Source organism: Amycolatopsis solani, assembly GCF_033441515.1.
Taxonomy (GTDB): Bacteria; Actinomycetota; Actinomycetes; order Mycobacteriales; family Pseudonocardiaceae; genus Amycolatopsis; species Amycolatopsis solani.
Genome location: NZ_JAWQJT010000002.1, coordinates 2535701 through 2557006 on the forward strand (window position 1 = coordinate 2535701; position 21306 = coordinate 2557006).

The 21306-nt window shown below is 72.7% G+C and carries 18 protein-coding genes and 1 pseudogene; 12 read left to right on the forward strand and 7 right to left on the reverse strand.

Features of this window, described 5'->3' with window-relative positions; all coding sequences use genetic code 11:
* Window positions 1-62: 62 nt before the first annotated feature.
* Genes SD460_RS32200 through SD460_RS32225 form a run of 6 tightly spaced genes read left to right on the forward strand, consistent with a single transcriptional unit; the run spans window position 63 to window position 8321 of the window.
* Window positions 63-1616, forward strand: coding sequence for a class I adenylate-forming enzyme family protein (locus SD460_RS32200; RefSeq protein WP_318307167.1), 1554 nt, complete (start codon window positions 63-65; stop codon window positions 1614-1616).
* A gap of 5 nt (window positions 1617-1621) precedes the next feature.
* Window positions 1622-4060, forward strand: a complete 2439-nt coding sequence (locus SD460_RS32205; RefSeq protein ID WP_290050893.1) for a xanthine dehydrogenase family protein molybdopterin-binding subunit — start codon at window positions 1622-1624, stop codon at window positions 4058-4060.
* A 2-nt stretch (window positions 4061-4062) separates the two neighbouring features.
* Complete coding sequence (locus SD460_RS32210; RefSeq protein ID WP_290050895.1) at window positions 4063-4842, forward strand: enoyl-CoA hydratase/isomerase family protein; 780 nt, start codon at window positions 4063-4065, stop codon at window positions 4840-4842.
* A 9-nt stretch (window positions 4843-4851) separates the two neighbouring features.
* Window positions 4852-5748, forward strand: a complete 897-nt coding sequence (locus tag SD460_RS32215; RefSeq protein WP_290050897.1) for an FAD binding domain-containing protein — start codon at window positions 4852-4854, stop codon at window positions 5746-5748.
* Complete coding sequence (locus tag SD460_RS32220; protein ID WP_290050900.1) at window positions 5745-6965, forward strand: xanthine dehydrogenase family Fe-S subunit; 1221 nt, start codon at window positions 5745-5747, stop codon at window positions 6963-6965. Before SD460_RS32215 ends, SD460_RS32220 begins: the two co-directional genes overlap by 4 nt.
* A gap of 24 nt (window positions 6966-6989) precedes the next feature.
* On the forward strand, window positions 6990-8321 hold the full coding sequence (locus tag SD460_RS32225; protein ID WP_318307168.1) for an MFS transporter: 1332 nt from the start codon (window positions 6990-6992) through the stop codon (window positions 8319-8321).
* A 75-nt stretch (window positions 8322-8396) separates the two neighbouring features.
* Here the strand turns inward: SD460_RS32225 and SD460_RS32230 are convergent.
* Window positions 8397-9938, reverse strand: a pseudogene (locus SD460_RS32230) (MFS transporter); the annotation flags it as partial.
* Window positions 9939-9941: 3 nt separating this feature from the next.
* A complete protein-coding gene (locus tag SD460_RS32235; protein ID WP_290050904.1) occupies window positions 9942-12440 on the reverse strand; it encodes an ATP-dependent Clp protease ATP-binding subunit in 2499 nt (832 codons plus the stop codon).
* A gap of 125 nt (window positions 12441-12565) precedes the next feature.
* On the opposite strand from SD460_RS32235, the gene SD460_RS32240 reads away from it, so the two are divergent.
* Both SD460_RS32240 and SD460_RS32245 read left to right on the forward strand, forming a co-directional pair.
* Window positions 12566-13915 (forward strand): cytochrome ubiquinol oxidase subunit I, encoded by a 1350-nt coding sequence (locus SD460_RS32240; protein WP_290050906.1) that lies wholly within the window; start codon window positions 12566-12568, stop codon window positions 13913-13915.
* Window positions 13912-14925, forward strand: coding sequence for a cytochrome d ubiquinol oxidase subunit II (locus tag SD460_RS32245; RefSeq protein ID WP_290050909.1), 1014 nt, complete (start codon window positions 13912-13914; stop codon window positions 14923-14925). The genes SD460_RS32240 and SD460_RS32245 overlap by 4 nt, the downstream gene beginning before the upstream one ends.
* Window positions 14926-14929: 4 nt before the next feature.
* Here the strand turns inward: SD460_RS32245 and SD460_RS32250 are convergent, their stop codons facing one another.
* The gene (locus SD460_RS32250; RefSeq protein ID WP_290050911.1) at window positions 14930-15256 is read right to left on the reverse strand and encodes a DUF8129 domain-containing protein; all 327 of its coding nucleotides are present in this window, start codon (window positions 15254-15256) and stop codon (window positions 14930-14932) included.
* Window positions 15257-15350: 94 nt separating this feature from the next.
* Here SD460_RS32250 and SD460_RS32255 point away from each other — a divergent pair, with 94 nt between their 5' ends.
* The 3 genes from SD460_RS32255 (at window position 15351) to SD460_RS32265 (ending at window position 17494) form a co-directional block, all read left to right on the forward strand.
* The gene (locus tag SD460_RS32255; protein ID WP_290050913.1) at window positions 15351-15698 is read left to right on the forward strand and encodes a hypothetical protein; all 348 of its coding nucleotides are present in this window, start codon (window positions 15351-15353) and stop codon (window positions 15696-15698) included.
* An 85-nt stretch (window positions 15699-15783) separates the two neighbouring features.
* Window positions 15784-16944 (forward strand): glutathione-independent formaldehyde dehydrogenase, encoded by a 1161-nt coding sequence (locus SD460_RS32260; protein ID WP_290050915.1) that lies wholly within the window; start codon window positions 15784-15786, stop codon window positions 16942-16944.
* Window position 16945: 1 nt separating this feature from the next.
* Complete coding sequence (locus SD460_RS32265; protein ID WP_290050916.1) at window positions 16946-17494, forward strand: type 1 glutamine amidotransferase domain-containing protein; 549 nt, start codon at window positions 16946-16948, stop codon at window positions 17492-17494.
* A gap of 29 nt (window positions 17495-17523) precedes the next feature.
* Here the strand turns inward: SD460_RS32265 and SD460_RS32270 are convergent, their stop codons facing one another.
* The 3 genes from SD460_RS32270 to SD460_RS32280 all read right to left on the reverse strand — a co-directional run bounded on the left by SD460_RS32270 (window position 17524) and on the right by SD460_RS32280 (window position 19204).
* The gene (locus SD460_RS32270) at window positions 17524-17796 is read right to left on the reverse strand and encodes a hypothetical protein (RefSeq protein WP_290050919.1); all 273 of its coding nucleotides are present in this window, start codon (window positions 17794-17796) and stop codon (window positions 17524-17526) included.
* Complete coding sequence (locus SD460_RS32275; protein WP_290050921.1) at window positions 17793-18239, reverse strand: hypothetical protein; 447 nt, start codon at window positions 18237-18239, stop codon at window positions 17793-17795. The genes SD460_RS32270 and SD460_RS32275 overlap by 4 nt, the downstream gene beginning before the upstream one ends.
* 95 nt (window positions 18240-18334) lie before the next feature.
* Window positions 18335-19204: a TIGR03620 family F420-dependent LLM class oxidoreductase gene (locus tag SD460_RS32280; protein WP_290050924.1), complete on the reverse strand. Its 870-nt coding sequence runs from the start codon at window positions 19202-19204 to the stop codon at window positions 18335-18337.
* Window positions 19205-19293: 89 nt separating this feature from the next.
* Between SD460_RS32280 and SD460_RS32285 the strand changes: the two genes are divergently transcribed.
* Window positions 19294-20157 (forward strand): LysR family transcriptional regulator, encoded by an 864-nt coding sequence (locus SD460_RS32285; protein WP_290050925.1) that lies wholly within the window; start codon window positions 19294-19296, stop codon window positions 20155-20157.
* On the opposite strand, the gene SD460_RS32290 is transcribed toward SD460_RS32285, so the two are convergent.
* Complete coding sequence (locus SD460_RS32290) at window positions 20149-21273, reverse strand: LLM class flavin-dependent oxidoreductase (protein WP_290050928.1); 1125 nt, start codon at window positions 21271-21273, stop codon at window positions 20149-20151. The genes SD460_RS32285 and SD460_RS32290 overlap by 9 nt on opposite strands.
* Window positions 21274-21306 lie beyond the last annotated feature (33 nt).

The window sequence follows — 21306 nt, forward strand, 5'->3', positions numbered from 1 at the left end:
ATCCGAAACAGATGGTCGGTCTCGTACCATCGAGTGCGCACTGTCGCGTTGGAGGAACGGTCATGGATCTGGGTACGGTTCTGCGCTGGACGGCGGAGCGTTATCCCCGGCGCCGCGCGGTGGGCGGCAGCAGCCCCATGACCTACGCCGAATGGGACGCGCACACCGACCGCCTGGCCTGGGCACTGGCCGCGCTCGGCGTCCGGCCCCGCGACCGCGTCGTCCTCGCGCTGGCCGGCGGGGAACCGCTGGCCAGCCTGCACCTGGCCGCGCAGAAGCTCGGGGCCGTCTCGGTGCCGCTGTCCTACCGGTTCGCGCCACCCGAGCTCGCCTACTGCGTCGCCGACGCCCTGCCCGCACTGGTGATCACCGACGCTTCGACCGCGGTTCTCGCGGACGAAGCGCTGGCCGACTTGCCCCCGATACCCCGGACCGCCTCCGGGTCGCCCGACGAGGACACCATCGAACGCCTGGCCCTGCGCCAGCCGGGTGGCGCCCCGGACGTCCGGGTGGCCGACCAGGACACCAGCGTGATGCTCTACACCTCCGGCACCACCGGCAAACCGAAGGGCGTGCCGCGCACGCACTCCGCTGAGCACCACGCGGCGATCGCCCACCTGATCCAAAGTGGACAGTCCCGGTTCGACGCGACGCTCGGCGTGATGCCGCTGTTCCACACCATGGGGCTGCGCACGCTGCTGGCCACCCTGGTCGGCGCGGGAACCTGGGTGCCGCAGGTGAAGTTCGACGCGGACGAAGCCCTGGAGCTGATCACCGCGGAGGGCATCGGCTCGCTGTACCTGGTGCCGACGATCTACTGGTCGCTCGTGCGCACCGGCCGGCTCGCCGAGGCGCGGACCGTGCGACGGCTGGCCTACGCGGGCTCGTCGATGACCCCGGCGCTGGCCGAGCAGCTCGCCGGCGCGCTGGAACCGGAGTCCTTCGTCAACCACTTCGGCAGCACCGAGATCTACACCTTCACCATCGGACCGGACGTGCTCGCGAAGCCGGGGTCGGCGGGCCGCGCCGGCATCTTCTCCCGGGTCCGGCTGGTGGACCCGGACCCCGCCGCGCCGCCGGACGCCGAGGTGGCACCGGGGGAGCAGGGCCAGATCGCCATCTCGATGGCCAGCCCCGAGGCGTTCGCCGGGTACTGGCACCGGGCGGACGCCAACGCCAAGTCCATCCGCGACGGCTGGTACTTCCCCGGCGACCTGGCGAGCGCCGACGAGGACGGGGACCTCTGGGTCGCCGGCCGGGTCGACGACATGATCAACTCCGGCGGCGAAAACATCTACCCCGACGAGATCGAGGACGCGCTGATCCGCTGCGCGGCGGTGCGCGAAGTGGTCGTGGTCGGCATGGCCGACGACCGGTGGGGCCAGGCCGCCACCGCGTTCTTCGTCCCGGGTGACGGCATGACCCCCGAGCACGCGACGGAGGTGCTGGCGGCCTTCGTCCGCGAGCAGTCGGGGCTGCCGTCGTTGAAGCGTCCCAAGCGGTTCGTCGCCGTCGACACCATCCCCAAGTCCGGCGTCGGCAAGATCCTCCGCCGCGAACTGAGCTCCGGGAACTACCGCGCGCTGTTCGACAGCGCCGCAGAAGCAGGCAGGTGAACCGCATGACCGCAGTCTCCGACAAGCCGGCCAGGAGGACGGCGCGGATCGAGGACCCCGCGCTCCTCACCGGCCGCGGCCGGTTCCTCGACGACATGGACCCGTTGCCCGGCACCCTGACCGCGGCGATCGTGCGCAGCCCGCACCCGCACGCCCGGATCCGCGGCGTCGACCTCGAGCGGGCCCGCCGGCACCCCGGGGTCGCCGCGGTGATCGGCCCCGAGGAGGTCAAGGCGGCCCTGCGCCCGTTCCCGCTGGCCCTCAAGGCACCCATGCCGTACTACCCGACGGCCACGGACAAGGTGCGCTTCGTCGGCGAACCGGTCGCGGTCGTCGTCGCCAACGACCGGTACCTGGCCGAGGACGCCGCGGAACTCGTCGAGGTCGACTACGAGCCGCTGCCGCCGGTGGTCGACGTGGAGAAGGCGCTGCGGCCGGACGCGCCGCGGCTGCACGAGGACGCCGACGGCAACGTCGCGACCGACCGGACCTTCAGCTTCGGCGACGTGGACGACGTCTTCGCCAAGGCCGATCACGTCGTGAAGGGCAAGTACGACTTCCCGCGCTACTCGTCGACGCCGATGGAGTGCTACTCGGTCGTCGCCGAGTGGCAGGACGAAGGCGACGGCCCGGCCATCCAGGCGTGGGCGAACTTCCACGGCCCGTTCTCGATGGTCGCGGTGCTGGCCGGCGCGTTCGGCCTGCCCGCGTCGCGGATCCGGCTGATGATCCCGGCCGACAACGGCGGCAGCTTCGGCATCAAGGCGGGCATCTACCCCTACGTCGCGCTGATGGCGCTGGCCAGCAAGCACGCGGGCCGTCCGGTGCGCTGGACCGAGGACCGCATCGAGCACCTGCTGGCCAGCTCGGCCGGGTCGGACCGGGCGATGTGGTTCGAGGCGGCCGTCTCGGCCGACGGCACGGTGCAGGCACTGCGCGCCGATTTGGTCGACAACGTGGGCGCCTATCTGCGCCCGCCCGAACCCAGCACGCTCTACCGCTGCTTCGGCAACATCACCGGCGCTTACAAGATCGACGCCGTCGAGATCCGGTCGCGCGCCGTGGTGACGAACAAGACGCCCACCGGGCTCAACCGCGGCTTCGGCGGCCAGCAGCTGTACTTCGGCCTGGAACGGCTGATGGACAAGGTCGCCGAGACCTGCGGCCTCGATCCGATCGAGCTGCGCAAGCGGAACTTCGTGCGGCACGAGGACTTCCCGTACGCCACCCCGACCGGCGGCATCTACGACTCCGGCGACTACCACCGCGCCCTCGACATGGTCGTCAAGAACGCGGACTACCAGGCCCTGCGCGAAAAGCAGCGGGAAGCGCGGGCCCGGGGCGAGTACTTCGGCCTCGGCGTGGCCACCATCGTCGACCCGTCCGCGACCAACATCGGCTACGTCGGCTTGGCCACCCCGGCCGAGCAGCGGGCGTCCGGGCGTGGCAAGTCCGGCTCCACCGAGCACGTCCGGATCAGCGTCGACCCCAGCGGGCAGGTGTCGGTGCTGCTGGGCACCGTGCCGCAGGGCCAGGGCCACGCCACCGTCGCGCAGCAGGTGGTCGCCGACCAGCTCGGCCTTCCGCTGGAGCGGGTGCGCCCGCTCGTCGAGATGGACACCGCCACCACCCCGTGGACGATCAGCTCGGGCAGCTACTCCTCGCGCTTCGCGCCGCTGCTGACCAGCGCGCTCGTGGAAGCGGCCGAGAAGCTCGCGGTGACCGTCAAGATCGCCGGGGCCACGCTGCTCGGCGTCGCGGCCGAGGAAGTGGAACTGGCCGAGGGCCAGGTCCGGCTGCTTGCCGATCCGACCCGGGCGGTCCCGTTCAAGCACGCGGCCGGGCTGGTGCACTGGGATCCCGGCGCGCTGCCGGAAGGCACCTCCGCGCGGCTGTACGAGGAGGCCGCGTTCACCCCGCCGCAGTCGAAGGCGGCCAGCCGCTCGGACCAGATCAACTCGAGCCTGTGCTACGGCTTCGTCGCCGAACTGGCGGTCGTCCGGATCGACCCGGAGACCCGCGAGGTGAAGCTCGAGCAGGTGGTCACCGTGCACGACGCCGGCACGATCCTCAACCCGACCCTGCTGGAAGGCCAGGTGCACGGCGCGCTCGCGCACGCGCTGGGCGGCGCGCTGTTCGAGGAGATGCGCTACACCGACGCCGGGCAGCCCACCGCCACCTTCATGGACTACCTCTGCCCGACCACCGCCGAAACCACCTTCGAGCTGAACAGCGACCACCTGGAAACGCCGTCGCCGCTGACCCGGCTAGGCGCGAAGGGCTGCGGCGAAGGCAGCTGCATGAGCCTGCCGGTCGCGATCGCCAACGCGGTCGCGGACGCGCTCGCCCCGGCCGGTGTGGACATCACCAGCCTGCCCCTGCACGGAAACGTGCTCCACGAGCTGCTGAGCGGCAGCACCACGGAAACCGAAAGGAACCACTGACGATGGCACTCACCGGAGGCGAGATCCGGCTCGACCGCGGCCACGACGGCCGGGTCGCCTACCTGACCCTCGATCACGGCAAGTACAACATCATCACCTGGGAGACCCGCCAGGTGATGGCCGACCGGTTCGCCGAGATCGACGCCGACGACGAGATCAAGGTCGTCGTCATCCAGGGCGAAGGCGAGCACTTCTCCTCCGGCGGCGACATCGCCGGGTTCATGGAGGTCGACCCGATCGACTTCACCGACCTCGGCCAGAACGTCACCGCCCCGGCGCGCAGCCCCAAGCCGGTGATCACCGCGGTCGACGGCTACTGCTTCGGCGTCGGGCTGGAACTCGCGCTGTCCACCGACATCCGGGTGGCGACCAAGCGCGCCGAGTTCGCGCTGCCGGAGATGCGGCTGGGCATGATCCCGGGCTCCGGCGGCACGCAGCGCCTCGCCCGGCTGATCGGCCTGTCCCGCGCGAAGTACCACGTGATGACCGCGTCGCGGATCAACGCGCAGCAGGCGGGCGACTGGGGTCTGGTGGCGAACGTGGTCGAGGACCGCGCCGCCCTGGACGCCGAGGTGGAGCGGATCGTGGGCGTGCTGCTCGGGTTCTCCCCGCTGGCCGCCCGCACCGCCAAGGAGGTGCTCGACAAGGGCGTGGACGCGCCGCTGTACTCCGGGATCGAGCTGGAGCGCAAGGCGTACGCGATGCTGCGTTCCAGCAACGACTTCGCCGAGGGCGTCGCCGCGTTCACCGGCAAGCGCGCGCCGAAGTTCCAGGGCCGGTGAGCTGACACCATGAAAGCCGCACCATTCGCCTACGTCCGGCCGTCGAGTCTGCCCGACGCGATCGCCGAACTCGCGAGCACGGGCGGCGGCGGCAAGGTCATCGCGGGTGGGCAGTCGCTGGTCCCGGTGCTGGCCATGCGGCTCGCCCGCCCGGAAACCCTGGTGGACATCACTTCCGTCCCGGAGCTCGACCACCTCGGCGTCGCGGGCGGGTACCTCGAGATCGGCGCCACGGTGCGCCAGCGGCGGATCGAGCGCGACCCGGTGAGCGCGGCGGTTCCCTTGCTGGGCATGGCGTTGCCGTGGGTCGGGCACCGGGAACTGCGCAGCCGGGGCACCGTGTGCGGCAGCCTCGCGCACGCCGACCCGGCCGCCGAACTGCCGGCCGTGGCGTGCTGCCTGAACGCCGAACTGACCGTGACCGGGCCTGGCGGTGCCCGGCGGGTGCCGGCGCGGGAGTTCTTCTCCGGCGCGATGACGACCGCGCTCGGGGCCGACGACATCCTGACCGCCGTGCGGTTCCCGGTCGCGGCGGCGGGCGAGGGGTTCGGGTTCGCCGAGATCGCCCGCCGGCACGGCGACTTCGCGCTCGCCGGGGTCGTCGCCCGGGTCCGCGTCCGCGGCGGGGAAACCGACGCGGAGCTGACCGGGTTCGGCGTGTCCGACCGGCCGGTCACCCGCTCGGTCAGTGGTGAGCTGGCCGCCGCGCTGAACGAGAGCGGCGGCGACGTGAGCCGTGCCCTGTCCGGCCCGCTCACCGCGGTGGCGGAGGAACTGGTCGACACCGAAGGCGACGCCCACGCGTCCCGCGACTACCGCCGCCGGCTGTTCCGCACGCTGGCGGGCCGGGAACTGGGCAAGGCATACGAGCGCGCTCGCAAGAGCGCCGGTGAGGTGGATTCGTGACCGAAGTGGTGGCACAGAACGGGAAACCCCGCGCCGTGAAGGCGGCGGCGGACGACCTCGTCGAGGTCAGGATGACGGTGAACGGCACACCCGCCGTGCTCAGCCTGCCCGCGCGGGTCACGCTCGCCGACGCCCTGCGGGACCACCTCGGGCTCACCGGCACGCACGTGGGCTGCGAGCACGGCGTGTGCGGGATGTGCACCGTACTCGTGGACGGGCAGGCGGCCCGTGCCTGCCTGCTGTTCGCGGTCCAGCTCGACGGCTCGGACGTCGTCACCGTCGAGGGCCTCGGCCGGCCGGACGACCTGCACCCCCTGCAGGAGGCGTTCGGCCGCAACCACGCGCTGCAGTGCGGTTTCTGCACCCCGGGGTTCCTGATGAGCTCCTACGACCTGCTCAGCACGAAGCCCGAGGTGACGGAGGAGGAACTGCCCGAAGAGCTGTCCGGGGTCATCTGCCGGTGCACCGGCTACCGCAACATCCTCACCGCCGTCAACGAAACTCGCGAGGCGCACCCCGACGGCATCCCCGCCCCGGGCAACTGCGCGCACCGCGCGCTCGTCGGCCGGGCCACCGGTCAGGCGGGCGGCAGCACCGACGGCCGTGAAGCCATCGAGTCCACAGAGGACACCCCCCGGATCGACATCGTGCTGCCGGACGGGGACCCGACGATCGCCGTCGACATCGAGACCGGGATCGGCGTGCCGGTGGACGCGGTGTGGCGCGTGTTCGACGACATCTCGCTGCTCGCCCGGTGCCTGCCCGGCGCGGAGCTCACCGAAGACCTGGGCGACGACCACTACGCCGGCCGCGCGCGCGTGTCGGTGGGCCCGATCAAGCTCGCCTTCAAGGGGGTCGCGCACGTCGTCGAGCACGACCGCGCCGGTCAGTGCCTGCGCGTGCTCGCGCAGGGGCAGGACACCGGTGGCGCGCAGACCCAGGCCGACATCGTGCTGCGCACCGAGGCCACGGCCACCGGCACCGCGATGCGGGCCGAGGCCAAGGTCTACCTCACCGGCCGCATCGCGCAGTTCGGCCGGGCACTGGCCGGCGACGTGAGCCGGCGCATGTTCGAGCAGTTCGCGGACGCCCTGCGCGAAGCCGCGACGTCCGGGCAGGCACCCAGCGGCCCGGTCAAGGCGCCCAGCGCGCTGAAACTCCTGTTCGCCCCGCTGTTCGCCCGGATCCGGACCGCGCTGCGCCGCAAGTCCCGCTGATCCCTGTCCCGTGAGGGGAAAACCTTGACACCCGATATCGCACCACGGCCGAAGTCGCCTCGTGCCGCGGTATTCGCTTCCGTCGCCGGCTGGTCCTTCGACCTGTTCGACCTCTTCCTGCTGCTCTACGTGGCCGGTCCGATCAGCAAGAACATCTTCCCGAGCACCAGCCCGACCCTCGGCATCGCCGCGGTGTTCGGCTCGTTCGCGGTCACCGTCGTGATGCGCCCGGCGGGCGCCGCGCTCTTCGGGGAGCTGGCGGACCGCAAGGGACGCAAGGGAACCATGGTGCTCGTGATGAGCGGCGTCGGCGTCACCACGGCCGCGATGGGGCTGGTCCCGTCCCACGCCTCGGTGGGCGTGCTCGCCCCGATCCTGTTCCTGGCGCTGAGGGTCGCGCAGGGGCTGTTCGTCGGCGGCGTCACCGCGACCACGCACACGCTCGGCACCGAAAGCATCGGCCCGCGCTGGCGTGGCCTGATGAGCGGGCTGATCGGGGCCGGGGGAGCGGGGCTCGGGGCCGCGCTGGCCAGCACGGCCTACATCGTGGTCTCGGCGATCTTCCCCGGCCCGGCGTTCGACCAGTGGGGCTGGCGCGTGCTGTTCTTCTGCGGCCTGCTCAGCGCGCTGCTGAGCCTGTTCGTGCTACGCAAGGTCGAGGAATCCCCGGAGTTCGAAGGGAAACGGGAGGCTCCGGTGCCGTTCCGGGAGCTGGTCCGTGGTCGTGGCAAGAAAATCCTCGCGCTGAACATCGCGGTGGCCGCCGGCGGCGGTGCGCAGTACTACCTGACGTCCGGTTACCTGCCCACCCTGCTCAGCGAGGTGGTCCGGATCCCGGCCGGCCTGCGCGGCGCGATCCTGCTGGTCAGCAGCGTCGTGGTGGTCGGCGCGGCGATCGCCGCGGGCGAGCTGAGCGAACGGCTCGGCCGCCGCCGGACCATGCTCGGGTTCGGCCTGGTCAACCTGGTCGCGCTGCCGGTGCTCACCTGGGGCATCGCCGCCGCCGGAAGTGGCCGCGGCGGGCTCGTGGCGGTGCTGTGCGCGCTCATGGTGATGCTGTCGAACGCCGCGTACGCGCCGCTGATGATCTTCCTCAACGAGCGGTACCCGACCGGGCTGCGGGCCAGGGGCACGGCGGTGAGCTGGAACCTCGGCTTCATGCTCGGCGGGCTGATGCCGACCCTGGTGAGCCTGCTCAGCCCGGAGCTGCCGGACGTCCCCTCACGGCTCGCGCTCTTCTTGGCGGGCGCGGCCCTGGTGTTCCTCATCGCGCTCCTGGCGAGCCCGGAGACCCGGGGAGCGCTCGATCGCGACCGTGGCGTCCGGACCGCCGCCGACGACGCCACCGCGGTCTGACGGCGGCCAAGGGCGCGGGGAGCGGCCGAGGAGCCGGCGGTCCCGCCGCGGCAGGACCGTCTGCGCCAGGTGCCGCACCACCGGCGCGTCACCGGTGACGGTCAAGGCTCGCACGCGCTGGTCGAGCTGGCGGTCCAGCTCCGTCGACCGCTCGTAGTGCTGGCGCAGGTGCTCGTCCCAGCTCGGCACGACGAACTGCTCGACGAACAGCTCCGGGTCGTCCAGGTCGCGGTGCAGGCGCCACCGGGTCGCGCCGCTGCGGCGCCGGGACCAGCCGACCGGCTGCATCGCCCGCTCGAACTCCGCGGTGCGCTGCGCGGGGACTCGCCATTCGATCTGGACCTGCACCGGACCGGACGCGGTCGCCTCCGGGGGTTCCGGCCAGTAGCGGGTGCGGCCCAGCTCGAACGAGCTGTCGGGCAGCCGCAGCGCGCGGCCGCCGACCAGGGCCGCGACGACCAGGCCGGCACCGGGTACGGCGAACGCCGTCGCGAGCCCGGCGACGTCGGCGACGAAGCCCCACACCAGCGCGCCGAGGGCCTGGCCGCCCATGAACACCAGCTGGTAGTAGGCGAGTGCCCGGGCCCGGGTCCACGCGGGCAGCAGCAGCTGGGCCGCGGAGTTCAGCGTGGACAGCACGGCGATCCACGCGACGCCGGCGAGGAACAACGCCACCACCACCGCGGGCAGCGAGCCGGTCAGCCCGGCGACGAGGTCGGCCAGTCCGTAGAGCACCGTGCCCGCCGCGATCACGGTGTTGGTGCCGAGCACCGCCCGCAGTGACGGCAGCACGACCGCCGCGGTCACCGCGCCGGCGCCGAGGCAGGCCAGCAGCACGCCGTAACCGCCCGCGTCCAGGCGCAGCGGGCCGCGGGCGAGCGACGGCAGCAGCGACCACAGCCCGCCCGCGAAGAGCATGAACGACGCCGAGCGGGCCAGCACCGTCGCGAAGGCCGGCGCGCTGCGCACGTACCGGGCGCCCGCCCGCGTCGCGGCGACGAGGCGTTCCGAGCCGAGCGGGCGGTCGGTGCGAGGACGCCGCCAGGCGAACACGACCGCGAGCACCCCGAGGAAGGAGACGGCGTTCAGCGCGAACGTCGCCTCCGCGCCGACGGCGGCGATCAGCACGCCACCGAGCGCCGGCCCGACCGCGCGGGCGATGTTGGCGTTGGCGCTGTTCAGCAGTGCGGCCGTGGCGATCTCGGCGCGCGGGACGAGTTCGGGCTGGATCGCCTGGAAGCTCGGGACCGACAGGGCCTGGCCGACGGCCATGGTCGCGGTGAGCGCCAGCAGCGAGCCCGGCGAGACGTGGTCCGCGGCGGTGACCGCGGCCAGGGCCGCGGCGCCGGCGAGCATGACGGTCTGGCCGGCCAGCAGCAGCCGGCGCCGGTCGAAGATGTCCCCGAGCGCCCCGGCCGGGACGACCAGGAAGAACACCGGCAGCGTCATGGCCGTCTGGACGAGGGAGACCTCCAAGGCGGAGCCCCCGAGGTCGCCCATCAGCCACTGGGCACCGACGGTCTGCGCCCACGTGCCGACGTTCCCGGCGAACTGGGCGATCCACAACGCCCGGAACATCCGCCGCCGCAGGGGCGCCCACGCCGTGGCGGCCGGCATCGGTCAGCTCGCCGGCACGGCGGTTTCGAAGGTCAGGCCGCCGTCACCGGCGTCGACCCGGACCGTGGCGCCCTGTTCGAGGCGGCCGTCGAGGAGCATGGTGGAGAGCCGGTTGTCGACGTGGCGCTGGATCGCCCGGCGCAGCGGCCGCGCCCCGAACTCCGGCTCGTAGCCGGTTTCACTGAGCCAGCGGATCGCCGCGGGCGTGAACTCGACGGTGACGTCGTGGGCGTGCGCTCGCCGCTTCGTGCGTTCCAGCAGCAGTTCGGTGATCCGGTCGAGCTGCTCGGGCTCGAGGCGGCGGAAGACGATGATCTCGTCGATGCGGTTGAGGAACTCGGGCCGGAAGCTTTCGCGCAGCCGCCGCATCAGCCGCTCGCGCAGGTTCGCGCTCGCGTCGTCGCGGGCCGGGCCGAAGCCGAGCGCGCCCTGCGTGGAACTGGTGACCAGGTCGGAGCCGAGGTTGCTGGTCATGATGAGGACGGTGTTGGCGAAGTTGACGGTGCGGCCGCGGCCGTCGGTGAGCCGCCCGTCGTCGAGCACCTGCAGCAGGATGTTGAACACGTCGGGGTGCGCCTTCTCGATTTCGTCGAGCAGGACGACGGAGTAGGGCCGGCGGCGGACGGCTTCGGTGAGCTGGCCGGCGTCGTCGTAGCCGACGTACCCGGGTGGCGCGCCGATCAGCCTGCTGATGGTGTGCCGCTCGGAGTACTCGCTCATGTCGACGCGGATCATGTGGTCGTCGTCGCCGAAGAGCGCTTCGGCGAGTGTCCGGGCGAGTTCGGTCTTGCCTACACCGGTCGGGCCCAGGAAGAGGAAGCTGCCGAACGGCCGGTCCGGTTCGGCCAGTCCCGCGCGCGACCGGCGGACGGCCTCGGCGACGGCGTCCACCGCTTCCTCCTGCCCGACGACCCGGCCGTGCAGGTGCTCTTCGAGCTTGAGCAGCCGGTCGCGTTCGGACTCGGTGAGCCGCGCCGCCGGCACGCCGGTCAGGCGCGAGACGACTTCGGCGATGTCGGCGTCGGTGACCTCCACGACCCGGTCCGGGGTGCGCCGGTCCGCCGGTTCGAGCCCGGCCCGCAGTTCGGTGATCTCGTCACGCAGGGCTGACGCGCGTTCGAAGTTCTCCTCGGCGACGGCTTGGTCCTTGTCGCGCTGCAGCTCCTCCAGCCGGGTCTCCAGGTCGCGGACGCGGTCGGGCCGGGTCCGGGAGCGCAGCCGGACGCGCGCGCCGGCCTGGTCGATCAGGTCGATGGCCTTGTCGGGCAGGAACCGTTCGGTGAGGTACCGGTCGGACAGGTCCACCGCGGCGTGCAGGGCTTCGTCGGAGTACCGGACCTGGTGGTGGGCCTCGTAGCGGTCGCGCAGGCCGCGCAGGATCGCGACGGCGTCTTCGACACTCGGTTCGGGCACGAGGATGGGCTGGAAACGGCGTTCCAGCGCGGGGTCGCGTTCGATGCCGGTGCGGTACTCGTCGAGGGTGGTCGCGCCGACGACGTGCAGCTCGCCGCGGGCCAGGGCCGGCTTGAGCATGTTCCCGGCGCCCTGGCCCCCGCCTTCGCCGCCGCTGCCCGCGCCGACGATCATGTGGAGCTCGTCGATGAACACGATCAGCCGGTCGCGGTTGTCGCGGATCTCCTTCATCAGCGCGGACATCCGCTCCTCGAAGTCGCCGCGGTAGCGGGTGCCGGCGACCACGGCGGTGAGGTCGAGCTGGACGACGTGGCGGCCGCTGAGGATGTCGGGGACGTCGTCGTCGGCCAGCCGCTGGGCGAGCCCTTCGACGATCGCGGTCTTGCCGACCCCGGCCTCGCCGATCAGCACGGGGTTGTTCTTGGTGCGGCGCGAGAGCACCTCGATGGTCTGCTCGATCTCGTCGTCGCGGCCGATGACCGGGTCGATCCGGCCTTCGCGGGCCCGCTCGGTCAGGTCCTCGCCGTACTGGTCGAGGGTGGGCGTGCCGGCCCGCGCGAGCCGGGTCTGCCCGTCCGCGGTGCCTTCGTGGAGGCGGTCACGGGTCGCGCCGGCCTCACGCAGCCGCCGGCCCGCTTCGGAGTCGGGGTTCGTCGCCATCGCGAACAGCAGGTGGTCCGGCCCGATGTAGGAGGAGCCGAGCCCGCGGGCCAGCTGATGAGCGTCGAGCAGGGCACGCTTGGCGCCCGGGGCCAGACCGGTCGGGGTCGTCGCGTCACCGTGGCCGCCGCAGTCGCGTTCGAGCTGCTCGGCCAGCCGCCGCGGGTCGACGCCGGCCTGCTGGAGCAGGTGCGCGGTCGCCGGGGTCTGGGCGGCGGCCCACAGCAGGTGCTCGGTGTCGACGTGCCGGTGCCCCCACTCGGCGGCGCGGTTGGCCGCCTCGGCGAACAACGCCCTGGCCTGCTCGCTCAGCAGGCGGGTGAGGTCGACGGAGTACGCCCGCCGTCCCGGCGAAGCCTGGCCGAAGAACTGGGCGAGGAACTCGTCGAGCGGGCTGTCGCCCTGGTCTCGCGGAAGGAAGCCGGTCATGCGAAGGCACCGTCCTCAGCGATCGGGTACGGGTATCGGGCTCCAGAGCGGCTACCCGGGCCGCCGGGGCACAAACGGTCGTCCGGCCGGGGTTTCCCGGTCCCGGCCGCGGGTAGCCGCCCGGCGTGACCGGAGTGCTGACCTCGTCCGCCGCGCCGCTGGACCTGCTGGCGGCGCGGGACCAGATGGCGATCTCGCTGGGCTGGCACATCATCCTCGCCTGCCTGGGCGTCGGGATGCCCGCGCTGACGCTGTTCGCGGAGTGGCGCTGGCTGCGCACCGGCGACGAGGCCTACCTGCTTTTGGCCCGGCGGTGGGCCAAGGCGATGGGCGTGCTGTTCGCCGTCGGGGCGGTGTCGGGCACGATCCTCAGCTTCGAGATGGGCATCCTGTGGCCCGGCCTGATGGGCACCTACGGCCAGGTCATCGGCCTGCCGTTCACCCTGGAGGGCATCGCGTTCTTCGTCGAAGCGATCTTCCTCGGCATCTACCTCTACGCCTGGGACCGCCTCCCGCCGCGGCGGCACCTGCTCGCCGGGGTCCCGATCGTCGTCGCCGGGGTCGCGTCGGCGTTCTTCGTGGTGAGCGCGAACGCCTGGATGAACCAGCCGCGCGGGTTCGACCTCGACTCCGGCCGGGTCACCGGCGTCGACCCGTGGGCGGCGATGTTCAACCCGGCCACCCCGCCGGAGACGATCCACATGATCCTCGCCGCGTTCATGGTCACCGGCTACCTGATCGCCGGCGTCTACGCGGTGGGCATGCTGCGCGGCCGGCGCGACCGCCACCACCGGCTCGGCCTGCTGATCCCCTTGACGTTCGCCGCCGTGCTCACGCCGCTGCAGATCGCCGCGGGCGACTACGCCGCGCGGTTCCTGGCCGGCAACCAGCCCGCCAAGCTCGCCGCGCTCGAAGGCGTCTACCGCACCGGCTCGCACGTCCCGCTCACCATCGGCGGTGTCCCGGTCGGCGACGAACTGCGCTACGGCCTGGAGATCCCGAACGGGTTGTCGCTCCTGGTCGGGGACAGCCCGGGCACGGTGATCACCGGGCTCGACCGGACGTCGGTGGCCGACCGGCCCCCGGTGGCGATCGTGCACCTGTCCTTCGACGTCATGGTCGGCATCGGGTTCGCCCTCCTCGCGCTCGGCGCCTGGCTGGCGCTCGTGTGGTGGCGCCGCCGGGACGTCCCGCGGTCGCGGTGGTTCCTGCGCGCGGTCGCGGTCAGCGGCGTCGCCGCCTGCTGCGCGCTCGAAGCCGGGTGGGTGACCACCGAGGTCGGGCGCCAGCCGTGGATCGTCTGGGGCCACCTCCGGACGGCCGACGCCGTGAACCCCGCACCGGGCCTGCTGGCCGGGCTGATCGTCGTGCTCGCGGTCTACGTCGTGCTCACGATCGGGACGGTCTACGTGCTGCGCCGCATGGCCCGCACCGACCGGCGCGCGGCACCGCAGGAGGTGGACACGCCGTCATGACACTGGCCGACTGGTCCGTCGCCGTCCTCTGGGTCGGGCTGACGCTGTACGTGCTCCTCGCCGGGGCGGACTTCGGCGCCGGGTTCTGGGACCTGTTCGCCGGCGGCGCGGAGCGGGGGAGGGACCAGCGCGAGCTGCTGGAGCACGCGATCGGCCCGGTGTGGGAAGCGAACCACGTGTGGCTGATCTTCGTGCTCGTGACGCTGTGGAGCGCGTTCCCGCCGGTGTTCGCCGCCGTGATGTCCACTTTGTACATCCCGCTGACGCTCGTGGCGCTGGGCATCATCATCCGCGGCGCGGCGTTCGCGTTCCGGAAAGCCAGTGACACGCTGGCCCAGCAACGGCTTTTCGGGGCGGCGTTCGCCGTTTCCTCCGTGCTGACCCCGTTCTTCCTCGGCACGGTGGCCGGCGGCGTCGCCTCGGGCCGCGTCCCGGTCACGATCGCCGGCGGCGACCTGCTGACCAGCTGGCTGAACCCGACGTCGGTGCTGGGCGGCGTCCTCGCGGTCGGCGCGGCCGCGTACCTCGCCGCGACCTACCTCTGCGCCGACGCCCGGCGGGCCGGAAATCCCCGTCTGGTCGAGGCGTTCCGCCGCCGGGCGCTGGCGACCGGGCTCGCGCTGGGCGTGATCGCGGCGGCCGGGATCCCGGTGCTGGCCACCGACGCCCCGCGCCTGTTCGACGGCCTCACCCACCGCGGCCTGCCGGTCGTCATCCTCTCGGCACTGTCCGGCGCGGTGTCACTGGTGTTGCTGCTGCGCCGCCGGTACCTGGCCGTGCGGATCACGGCGGCCCTCGCGGTGGGGACCCTGCTGTGGGGCTGGGCCGCCGGGCAGTACCCGTACCTGCTGGAACCGGACGTCACCATCGCCGAAGGCGCGGCCACGCCGTCGGTGCTGTCGGCGACCCTGGCCGTCTTGGGGGCCGGGGCGCTCGTGCTCGTGCCGTCCCTGTGGTGGCTGTTCAGCCTGTTCCAGCGTCCGGCCGGCACGCGGTCCCCGGCCGAGTAGCCGCTCAGGGCCGGCCACGCCGGGGTGTCAGGCCGGCGACGCCGTGGCGCAACGGGGTGGATCCCTCGGCCGCCGTCGCCTCACTGACGGGTGAGCCGTTCGCCGTGTCGGGCGTCGGCGGGGTGGCCGCGGGGTCGCCGGGCGCGGGCTCGGCGCCGTGCCGCAGCTCGTCGAGGCGGGCCTCCAGGAGCTGCAGCACCGGTACGCGTGCGGCGTGCGCCCGCTCGTGGTCGATCAGCGTGGTGAGCTGCTGCTCGTCCAGGGAGCGGATGTGGTGGCGCAGCGAGCCGAGCGGGATCTGGTCGTAGTCGGGAATGGGCAGTTCGGTCATGCGGTCCTCCGCAACGTCGGCGTCGTCCCCGCGTACCCGGGCCGCCCGGGGGTACACCCGTCTGCCGGGGCAAAACCGAAAGGAGTGTGCCGGAATGGCGACACGCACCGTGACCAGTAGCCACGCGATGGCGGCCGACGCCGACATCGTCCTCAATACCGCGTCCGACCCCACCCGCGCGAAGGCGTGGCTGCCGGGCGGCGACTCGCGCGAGTACGACATCGACCTGCGTGCGGCCGAAGGGCGGGTGGAGTGGCGCCCGGCCGGCCACGACGGTTGGCCCGGCCGCCTGCGCGTCGTCGGCAGCGGGTCCGGGGCCAGCCAGGCCGAGCTGCAGGTGGAGGTCGATGACGCGGCCGACCCCGACGAGGTGCGCGAGTCCCTCGACGGCGCACTGCGCGCACTGGCGGCCGAAGTGGACCAGAACTTCAACGTCAGCTGACCCATCCATCGAGCGGTTGGGGTTTAGCGGGATCTTCGGCGGAAATTCGCGGCCCGAGGGGGACAGCTGCGACAAGGAGGAAGCCGTGAAAGCAGTGGTGTACGAAGGGCCGCGGAAGGTCAAGGTGAAGGACGTGCCGGACGCGCGGATCGAGCGGCCGACCGACGTCCTGGTGCGGATCACGTCGGCGAACATCTGCGGTTCGGACCTGCACATGTACGAGGGCCGGACCGATTTCGAGCACGGCCGCTGGTTCGGGCACGAGAACATGGGGCAGGTGGTCGAGGTCGGCGACGGGGTCGACAAGGTCCAAGTGGGCGACTGGGTCGTCATGCCGTTCAACATCGCGTGCGGGCACTGCAAGAACTGCGAACGGCAGCTGACGAACTACTGCCTGACCGCCCAGCCCGAGCCGCAGATGGCCGGTGCCGCGTACGGCTTCGCCGACATGGGCCCGTACGCCGGGGGACAGGCCGAGCTGCTGCGCGTGCCCTGGGGTGACTTCAACTGCCTGCGCCTGGGCGAGGACGCCGAGCAGCGGCAGACCGACTACGTGATGCTCGCCGACATCTTCCCGACCGGCTACCACGCCACCGAGATGGCCGGCGTGCGGCCCGGCGACCAGACGGTCATCTACGGCGCGGGCCCGGTCGGGCTGATGGCCGCGCTCTCGGCGACCATTCGCGGGGCGAGCAAGGTGATGGTCGTCGACCGGCACGCCGACCGGCTGCGGCTGGCCGAATCGATCGGCGCGATCGCCATCGACGACTCGAAGGTCGACCCGGTGCAGGCCGTGCTGGACGAGACCATGGGGCTGGGCGCGGACAACGGCTGCGAGTGCGTCGGCTACCAGGCGCACGACCCCGACGGCCACGAGCAGGCCAACCTGACGATGAACCGGCTGGTCGCCTCGGTGCGGTTCACCGGGACGATCGGCAACGTCGGCGTCTTCGTGCCCCAGGACCCCGGCGCCGAGGACGAGCTGGCCAAGCAGGGCAAACTCGCCTTCGACTACGGCCTGTTCTGGTTCAAGGGCCAGCACGTCGGCACCGGTCAGGCGCCGGTCAAGAAGTACAACCGGCAGCTGCGCGACCTGATCGCCGCGGGCAAGGCCGAGCCGTCGTTCATCGTCAGCCACGAGCTGCCCCTCGACCAGGCGCCGGAGGCCTACGAGCACTTCGACAAGCGGGACGACGGCTGGACGAAGGTCGTCCTGCACCCGGCGATGGCGGGAGCGGGTGCCTGACATGGCCGGAGAGCTGAACGGACGCCGGGTCGCCATCCTCGCGGCCGACGGGGTGGAGCGGGTCGAGCTGGAGGAGCCGCGGAAAGCGCTGGACGACGCCGGCGCTGCCACCACCGTGGTCTCCATTTCCGACGGCGAAATCCAGGCCCGGAACAACGATCTCGAGGACGCCGGCACCTTCAAGGTGGACAAGCTGGTCGGCGACGTATCGGTCGACGACTACGAGGCGCTGCTCCTGCCGGGCGGGACGGTGAACCCGGACAAGCTGCGGATGGAACCCGCCGCGGTGCGGTTCGTCCGCGACTTCGTCCAGTCGGGCAAGCCGGTCGCCTCGATCTGCCACGGCCCGTGGAACTTCGTCGAGGCCGACGTCGCGCGGGGCCGCCGGCTGACGTCGTGGCCCAGCGTGCGCACCGACCTGCGCAACGCCGGAGCCGAGGTGGTCGACGAGCAGGTCGTCACCGACGGCAACATCACCACGAGCCGGTCGCCCGACGACCTGCCGGCCTTCTGCGAGCGCATCGTGGCGGAGTTCGCCAAAACCTCGTAGCCCGCCGGTCCGTCCGGGCTGTTCTGGTGTCAGCCGCGCCGGCTTCTCGCGGCTGCCGCCAGGACGGCCCGGGCCGCCAGCAGTCCGCCGAACCCGGGGACGAGGGCCCGGGCCCAGATCCGGCTTCGCCCGTTCGCCACGAGGACCGCGGTGACGATCGTGGCGGTGTAGGCCAGGCCGTGCACCGGGCCGACGATGCCGGAGACCGTCCGGTGGTGGACCGTGACCAGGTTGAGCAGCAGCACGGCCAGGGAACCGAGCTCGAGGGTGCCGAGCACCCGCAGCGCGCGTCGGGCGCTCACCGGCCGACCCCCGTCGTCGAGCCGGGGCGGATGATCATCAGCACGACCACCACCGCCCAGAGCAGGTTGAAGATCCCCGTGGTCATCGCCAGGCGGCGGTCCGGGCTGCCGGTGCTGAGGACCTGTCGCTGGCCCGGGAGAACCAGGCCGATCAGCAGCACGGCGGCGATCCCGGTCAGGACCATGGAGACGATCAGCCAGGTTTCGCCGAGCACGCCGAGGGCCGCTCCGGTCGCGATGCCGAACACGGGCACGAAGATCCCGATGACCGCGTACACGCGCGTGATCCGGTTCAGCACACCGGGAACCGCGTTCTTGCGCGGGTCGTCCGGCGCGAGGTGCGCCACGCGAGCCGCGGCGGGGAACATGCTCGCCGCGACGGCGACCGGCCCGATGGCGAGAATGGCGGCGAGGACGTGCACGGACAGGAGAAACGCTTTCATGCGCTGGTCTCGACTCGCGGGTGAGGCATCGGCAACCCTTTCGCGGATGATGATCAGGTGCCATGCTCCGCACCGCCGGCCCCGGCGACAACTGGCTATCCGGCCAGATTCCGCCTGAATCCCGCCGAGCTCGCCGGCCGAGTCCGCATCGCTTCGCCGATCGTGGTCAGTGTCGCGATCGGATCGTCGCCGACCGGGTAGACGCCGACCTGGTCCGCCCCGGCCTCCAAGTGAGCTCGCAGTCCGGCCACGACGGTCGCGGGCTCGCCGTACGCCACCAGTGCGTCGATGAGGCGGTCGCTGCCGGAACCGGCGAGGTCTTCGTCGGTGAAGCCCAGGCGGCGCAGTGCGGCCGCGTAGTTGGTGACCCGCAGGGCGGCACCGGGCGGCTGGGAGCGCGCGAGTGCCCGGGCCCGGGCGGCGTCGGTCTCCAGCAGCGCGAAGTGGCCGGGCAGCACCAGCTTTCCGGGGCCGAGGAGCGCCCTCGCCTGCCGGGTGTGGTCCGGGGTGACCATGCACGGGACGGTGCCGGCGGTGCGATCGCGGGCCAGGCGCAGCATCCGCGGTCCGAGCGCGGCCAGCACGATCCGCTCGGCGGGCACCCCGGCCGCGGTCAGGGCGTCCACATAGGACGTCAGCTTGGCGTGCGGTGAAGCGTATTCGGTGTGGACTTCGCGGTGCCCGATCCCCACGCCCAGCAGGAACCGGCCGGGGTGCGCCGCTTCGATCCGGTGAAAGGAAGCGGCGACGGTACCGGCTTCGGCGGTCCAGGCGTTGACGATGCTCGTGCCGACGACGAGCCGGGTGGTGGCGTCGAGCAGCTCTTCGGCCTGGGCGAGGTCGGCCGGTGGTGAGGCGTCGAGCCAGAGCGTGCCGTAGCCGGCCCGTTCGAGTTCGCGGGCCCCGTCCGGGGTCGCCTGGTGGTCGCGCAGGTGGGCGCCGAGGGTGCCGAGGTCGATGGTCATGGGACGAGCTCACCACCCGCTTCGGCCGCGAACCAGATCCGGTGCCGACGCGCAGCGATAACCTGGCGGCATCGGCGGAGGAGGATTCGGTGGAGCTACGAGCGTTGCGGTACTTCGTCACGGTCGCCGACGAGCTGCACTTCGGCCGCGCGGCGGAGCGGCTGCACATCGCCCAGCCCGCCGTCAGCCGGCAGATCGCGCAGCTGGAACGCGAGCTGGGGACGCGCCTGTTCGACCGCACCCCCCGCCGGGTCCGGCTCACCGCGGCCGGGCACCGGGTGCTCGACGCGGCGCGCGAAACGCTGGCGGCGGCCGACCGGGTCCGGGGAGCCGCCGGGGCGGCCGGGGGCACGATGCGCATCGGCATCGGCGCCGGTTTCACCACGCGCCTCGAGCGCGGCATCGACGCGTTGCGCGAGGCGTCGCCGTTCGACGTCGTCCTCGTCGACCTGCCGCTCACCGCTCGCTTGGCCGCGCTGCGGCACGGGGAAATCGACCTGGCGCTGGCCAGGGGCGTGCACGCGGCCGACGGCTTGGAGGTGCTGCCGAGCTGGACCGAGCCGCTGCTGGCCGTGCTGTCCCGGCGGCACCCCGCGGCCGGCCGGACCGCGGTCGGTGTCGACGAGCTGGCGGAGAGCACCCTGCGCCTGCCGTCCCGGGACCAGGACCCGGCGCTGCACGACGCCGTCACTTCGGCGCTCGGACCGTCCGCGCGGCTCGGCCGGCCCGCCGGGACGCCGCAGCACACGGTCGTCGAGGTGGGCTCCGACCCGGGCAGCTGGACCGTGCTGCCCGCGGACCAGGCCGCCGAAGTCCGGTCCGCGCGGGTGCGCGCCGTCCCGCTCCGGCCGCGGATGACCATCGCCGGGAGCGTCATCACCCCGCCGGACCTGCCCGGCCGGTGCGCCGCCGCACACGCGGCCGCGTTCGGGGACGGACTCACGTCAGGCTGATCGGTTCCAGTGCTCCGCGAGCAGTTCGTAGGACCGGACCCGGTCGGCGTGCCGGTGCGTGATGGTCGTGATCACGAGCTCGTCGGCGCCGGTTGCCTCTTGCAGACGGCGCAGCCCGTCGGCCACGGTCGCGGGGGAGCCGACGAACTGGGTGTCGACGCGGTCCGCGACCAGCGCGCGGTCTTCGTCCGTCCACGCGTGCTCGGCGGCTTCCTCCGGCGTGGGGAAGGGGATCGCGCCCTCGGCGCGACGGATGCCGCGGACCCACAAGCCGTAGCCGGCGGCCAGTTCGCGGGCGGTGGCGTCGTCCTCGGCGACGACGGCGTCGGCCGACACCGCGACGTAAGGCTCCGGGAGCGCGTCCGAGGGCTGGAAGGCCTTCCGGTAGGCGCCGACGGCTTCGAGCACACCGGACGGGCTGACGTGGTAGTTCGCGGCGAACCGCAGGGAATTGCGGCCGGCCACGGACGCGCTCTGGCCGCCGCTGCTGCCGAGGATCCAGACTTCCGGCCGCGCGCCTTCGCCCGGCACGGCGTGCGCGCGCAGGCCTTCCGCGGACCGGTAGGTGCCGGCCAGCAGGGCGAGGATGTCGCCGACCTGCTCGCCGTAGTCGGGGGATTCGGCGCCGGGTTGCTGGAGGAGCTGGAAGGTCAGCGCGAGCCGCGGCGAACCGGCCAGCCGGCTGAAGTCGGGTTTCGGCGGGACGAGCAGGCCGCCGGCCCGGCGCGCGGGTTCGGGCGGCCGGGCGGCCGCCGCGGAATATTCGCGGACGAGCTGCTTGCCGCTGCGGCCGAGCCCGAGGTCGAGACGTCCGGGGTGGAGTGCCTCGAGCAGGCCGAACTCCTCGACCACCGCCAGCGGCGTGCGGTGGGCGAGCTGGACGCCCGCGGACCCGAGCCGGATTCGGCTGGTGGCCCCGGCGACCAGGGCGATCAGCACCGGCGGCGAAGCTCCGGCGACGCCCGGGTTGAGGTGGTGCTCGGCGAACCAGTAGCGGTGGTAGCCGAAGCGCTCGGTCCGCTGGGCGAGGTCGACGGTGTTACGCACGGCCTCGGCGACGTCGGACCCGGAACTGACCGGGACGAGGTCGAGCACCGACAGCGGGACATCAGGCATGGCGGGTCTCCTCCTCCGGCGCGGACGCTCCAC

Bases quoted from the DNA above. Each gene is read 5' to 3' on its own strand.
- SD460_RS32200 (WP_318307167.1), top strand. From the start codon at position 63: ATGGATCTGGGTACGGTTCTGCGCTGGACGGCGGAGCGTTATCCCCGG.
- SD460_RS32205 (WP_290050893.1), top strand. From the start codon at position 1,622: ATGACCGCAGTCTCCGACAAGCCGGCCAGGAGGACGGCGCGGATCGAG.
- SD460_RS32210 (WP_290050895.1), top strand. From the start codon at position 4,063: ATGGCACTCACCGGAGGCGAGATCCGGCTCGACCGCGGCCACGACGGC.
- SD460_RS32215 (WP_290050897.1), top strand. From the start codon at position 4,852: ATGAAAGCCGCACCATTCGCCTACGTCCGGCCGTCGAGTCTGCCCGAC.
- SD460_RS32235 (WP_290050904.1), bottom strand. From the start codon at position 12,440: ATGACCGGCTTCCTTCCGCGAGACCAGGGCGACAGCCCGCTCGACGAG.
- SD460_RS32245 (WP_290050909.1), top strand. From the start codon at position 13,912: ATGACACTGGCCGACTGGTCCGTCGCCGTCCTCTGGGTCGGGCTGACG.
- SD460_RS32250 (WP_290050911.1), bottom strand. From the start codon at position 15,256: ATGACCGAACTGCCCATTCCCGACTACGACCAGATCCCGCTCGGCTCG.
- SD460_RS32255 (WP_290050913.1), top strand. From the start codon at position 15,351: ATGGCGACACGCACCGTGACCAGTAGCCACGCGATGGCGGCCGACGCC.
- SD460_RS32265 (WP_290050916.1), top strand. From the start codon at position 16,946: ATGGCCGGAGAGCTGAACGGACGCCGGGTCGCCATCCTCGCGGCCGAC.
- SD460_RS32275 (WP_290050921.1), bottom strand. From the start codon at position 18,239: ATGAAAGCGTTTCTCCTGTCCGTGCACGTCCTCGCCGCCATTCTCGCC.
- SD460_RS32280 (WP_290050924.1), bottom strand. From the start codon at position 19,204: ATGACCATCGACCTCGGCACCCTCGGCGCCCACCTGCGCGACCACCAG.
- SD460_RS32290 (WP_290050928.1), bottom strand. From the start codon at position 21,273: ATGCCTGATGTCCCGCTGTCGGTGCTCGACCTCGTCCCGGTCAGTTCC.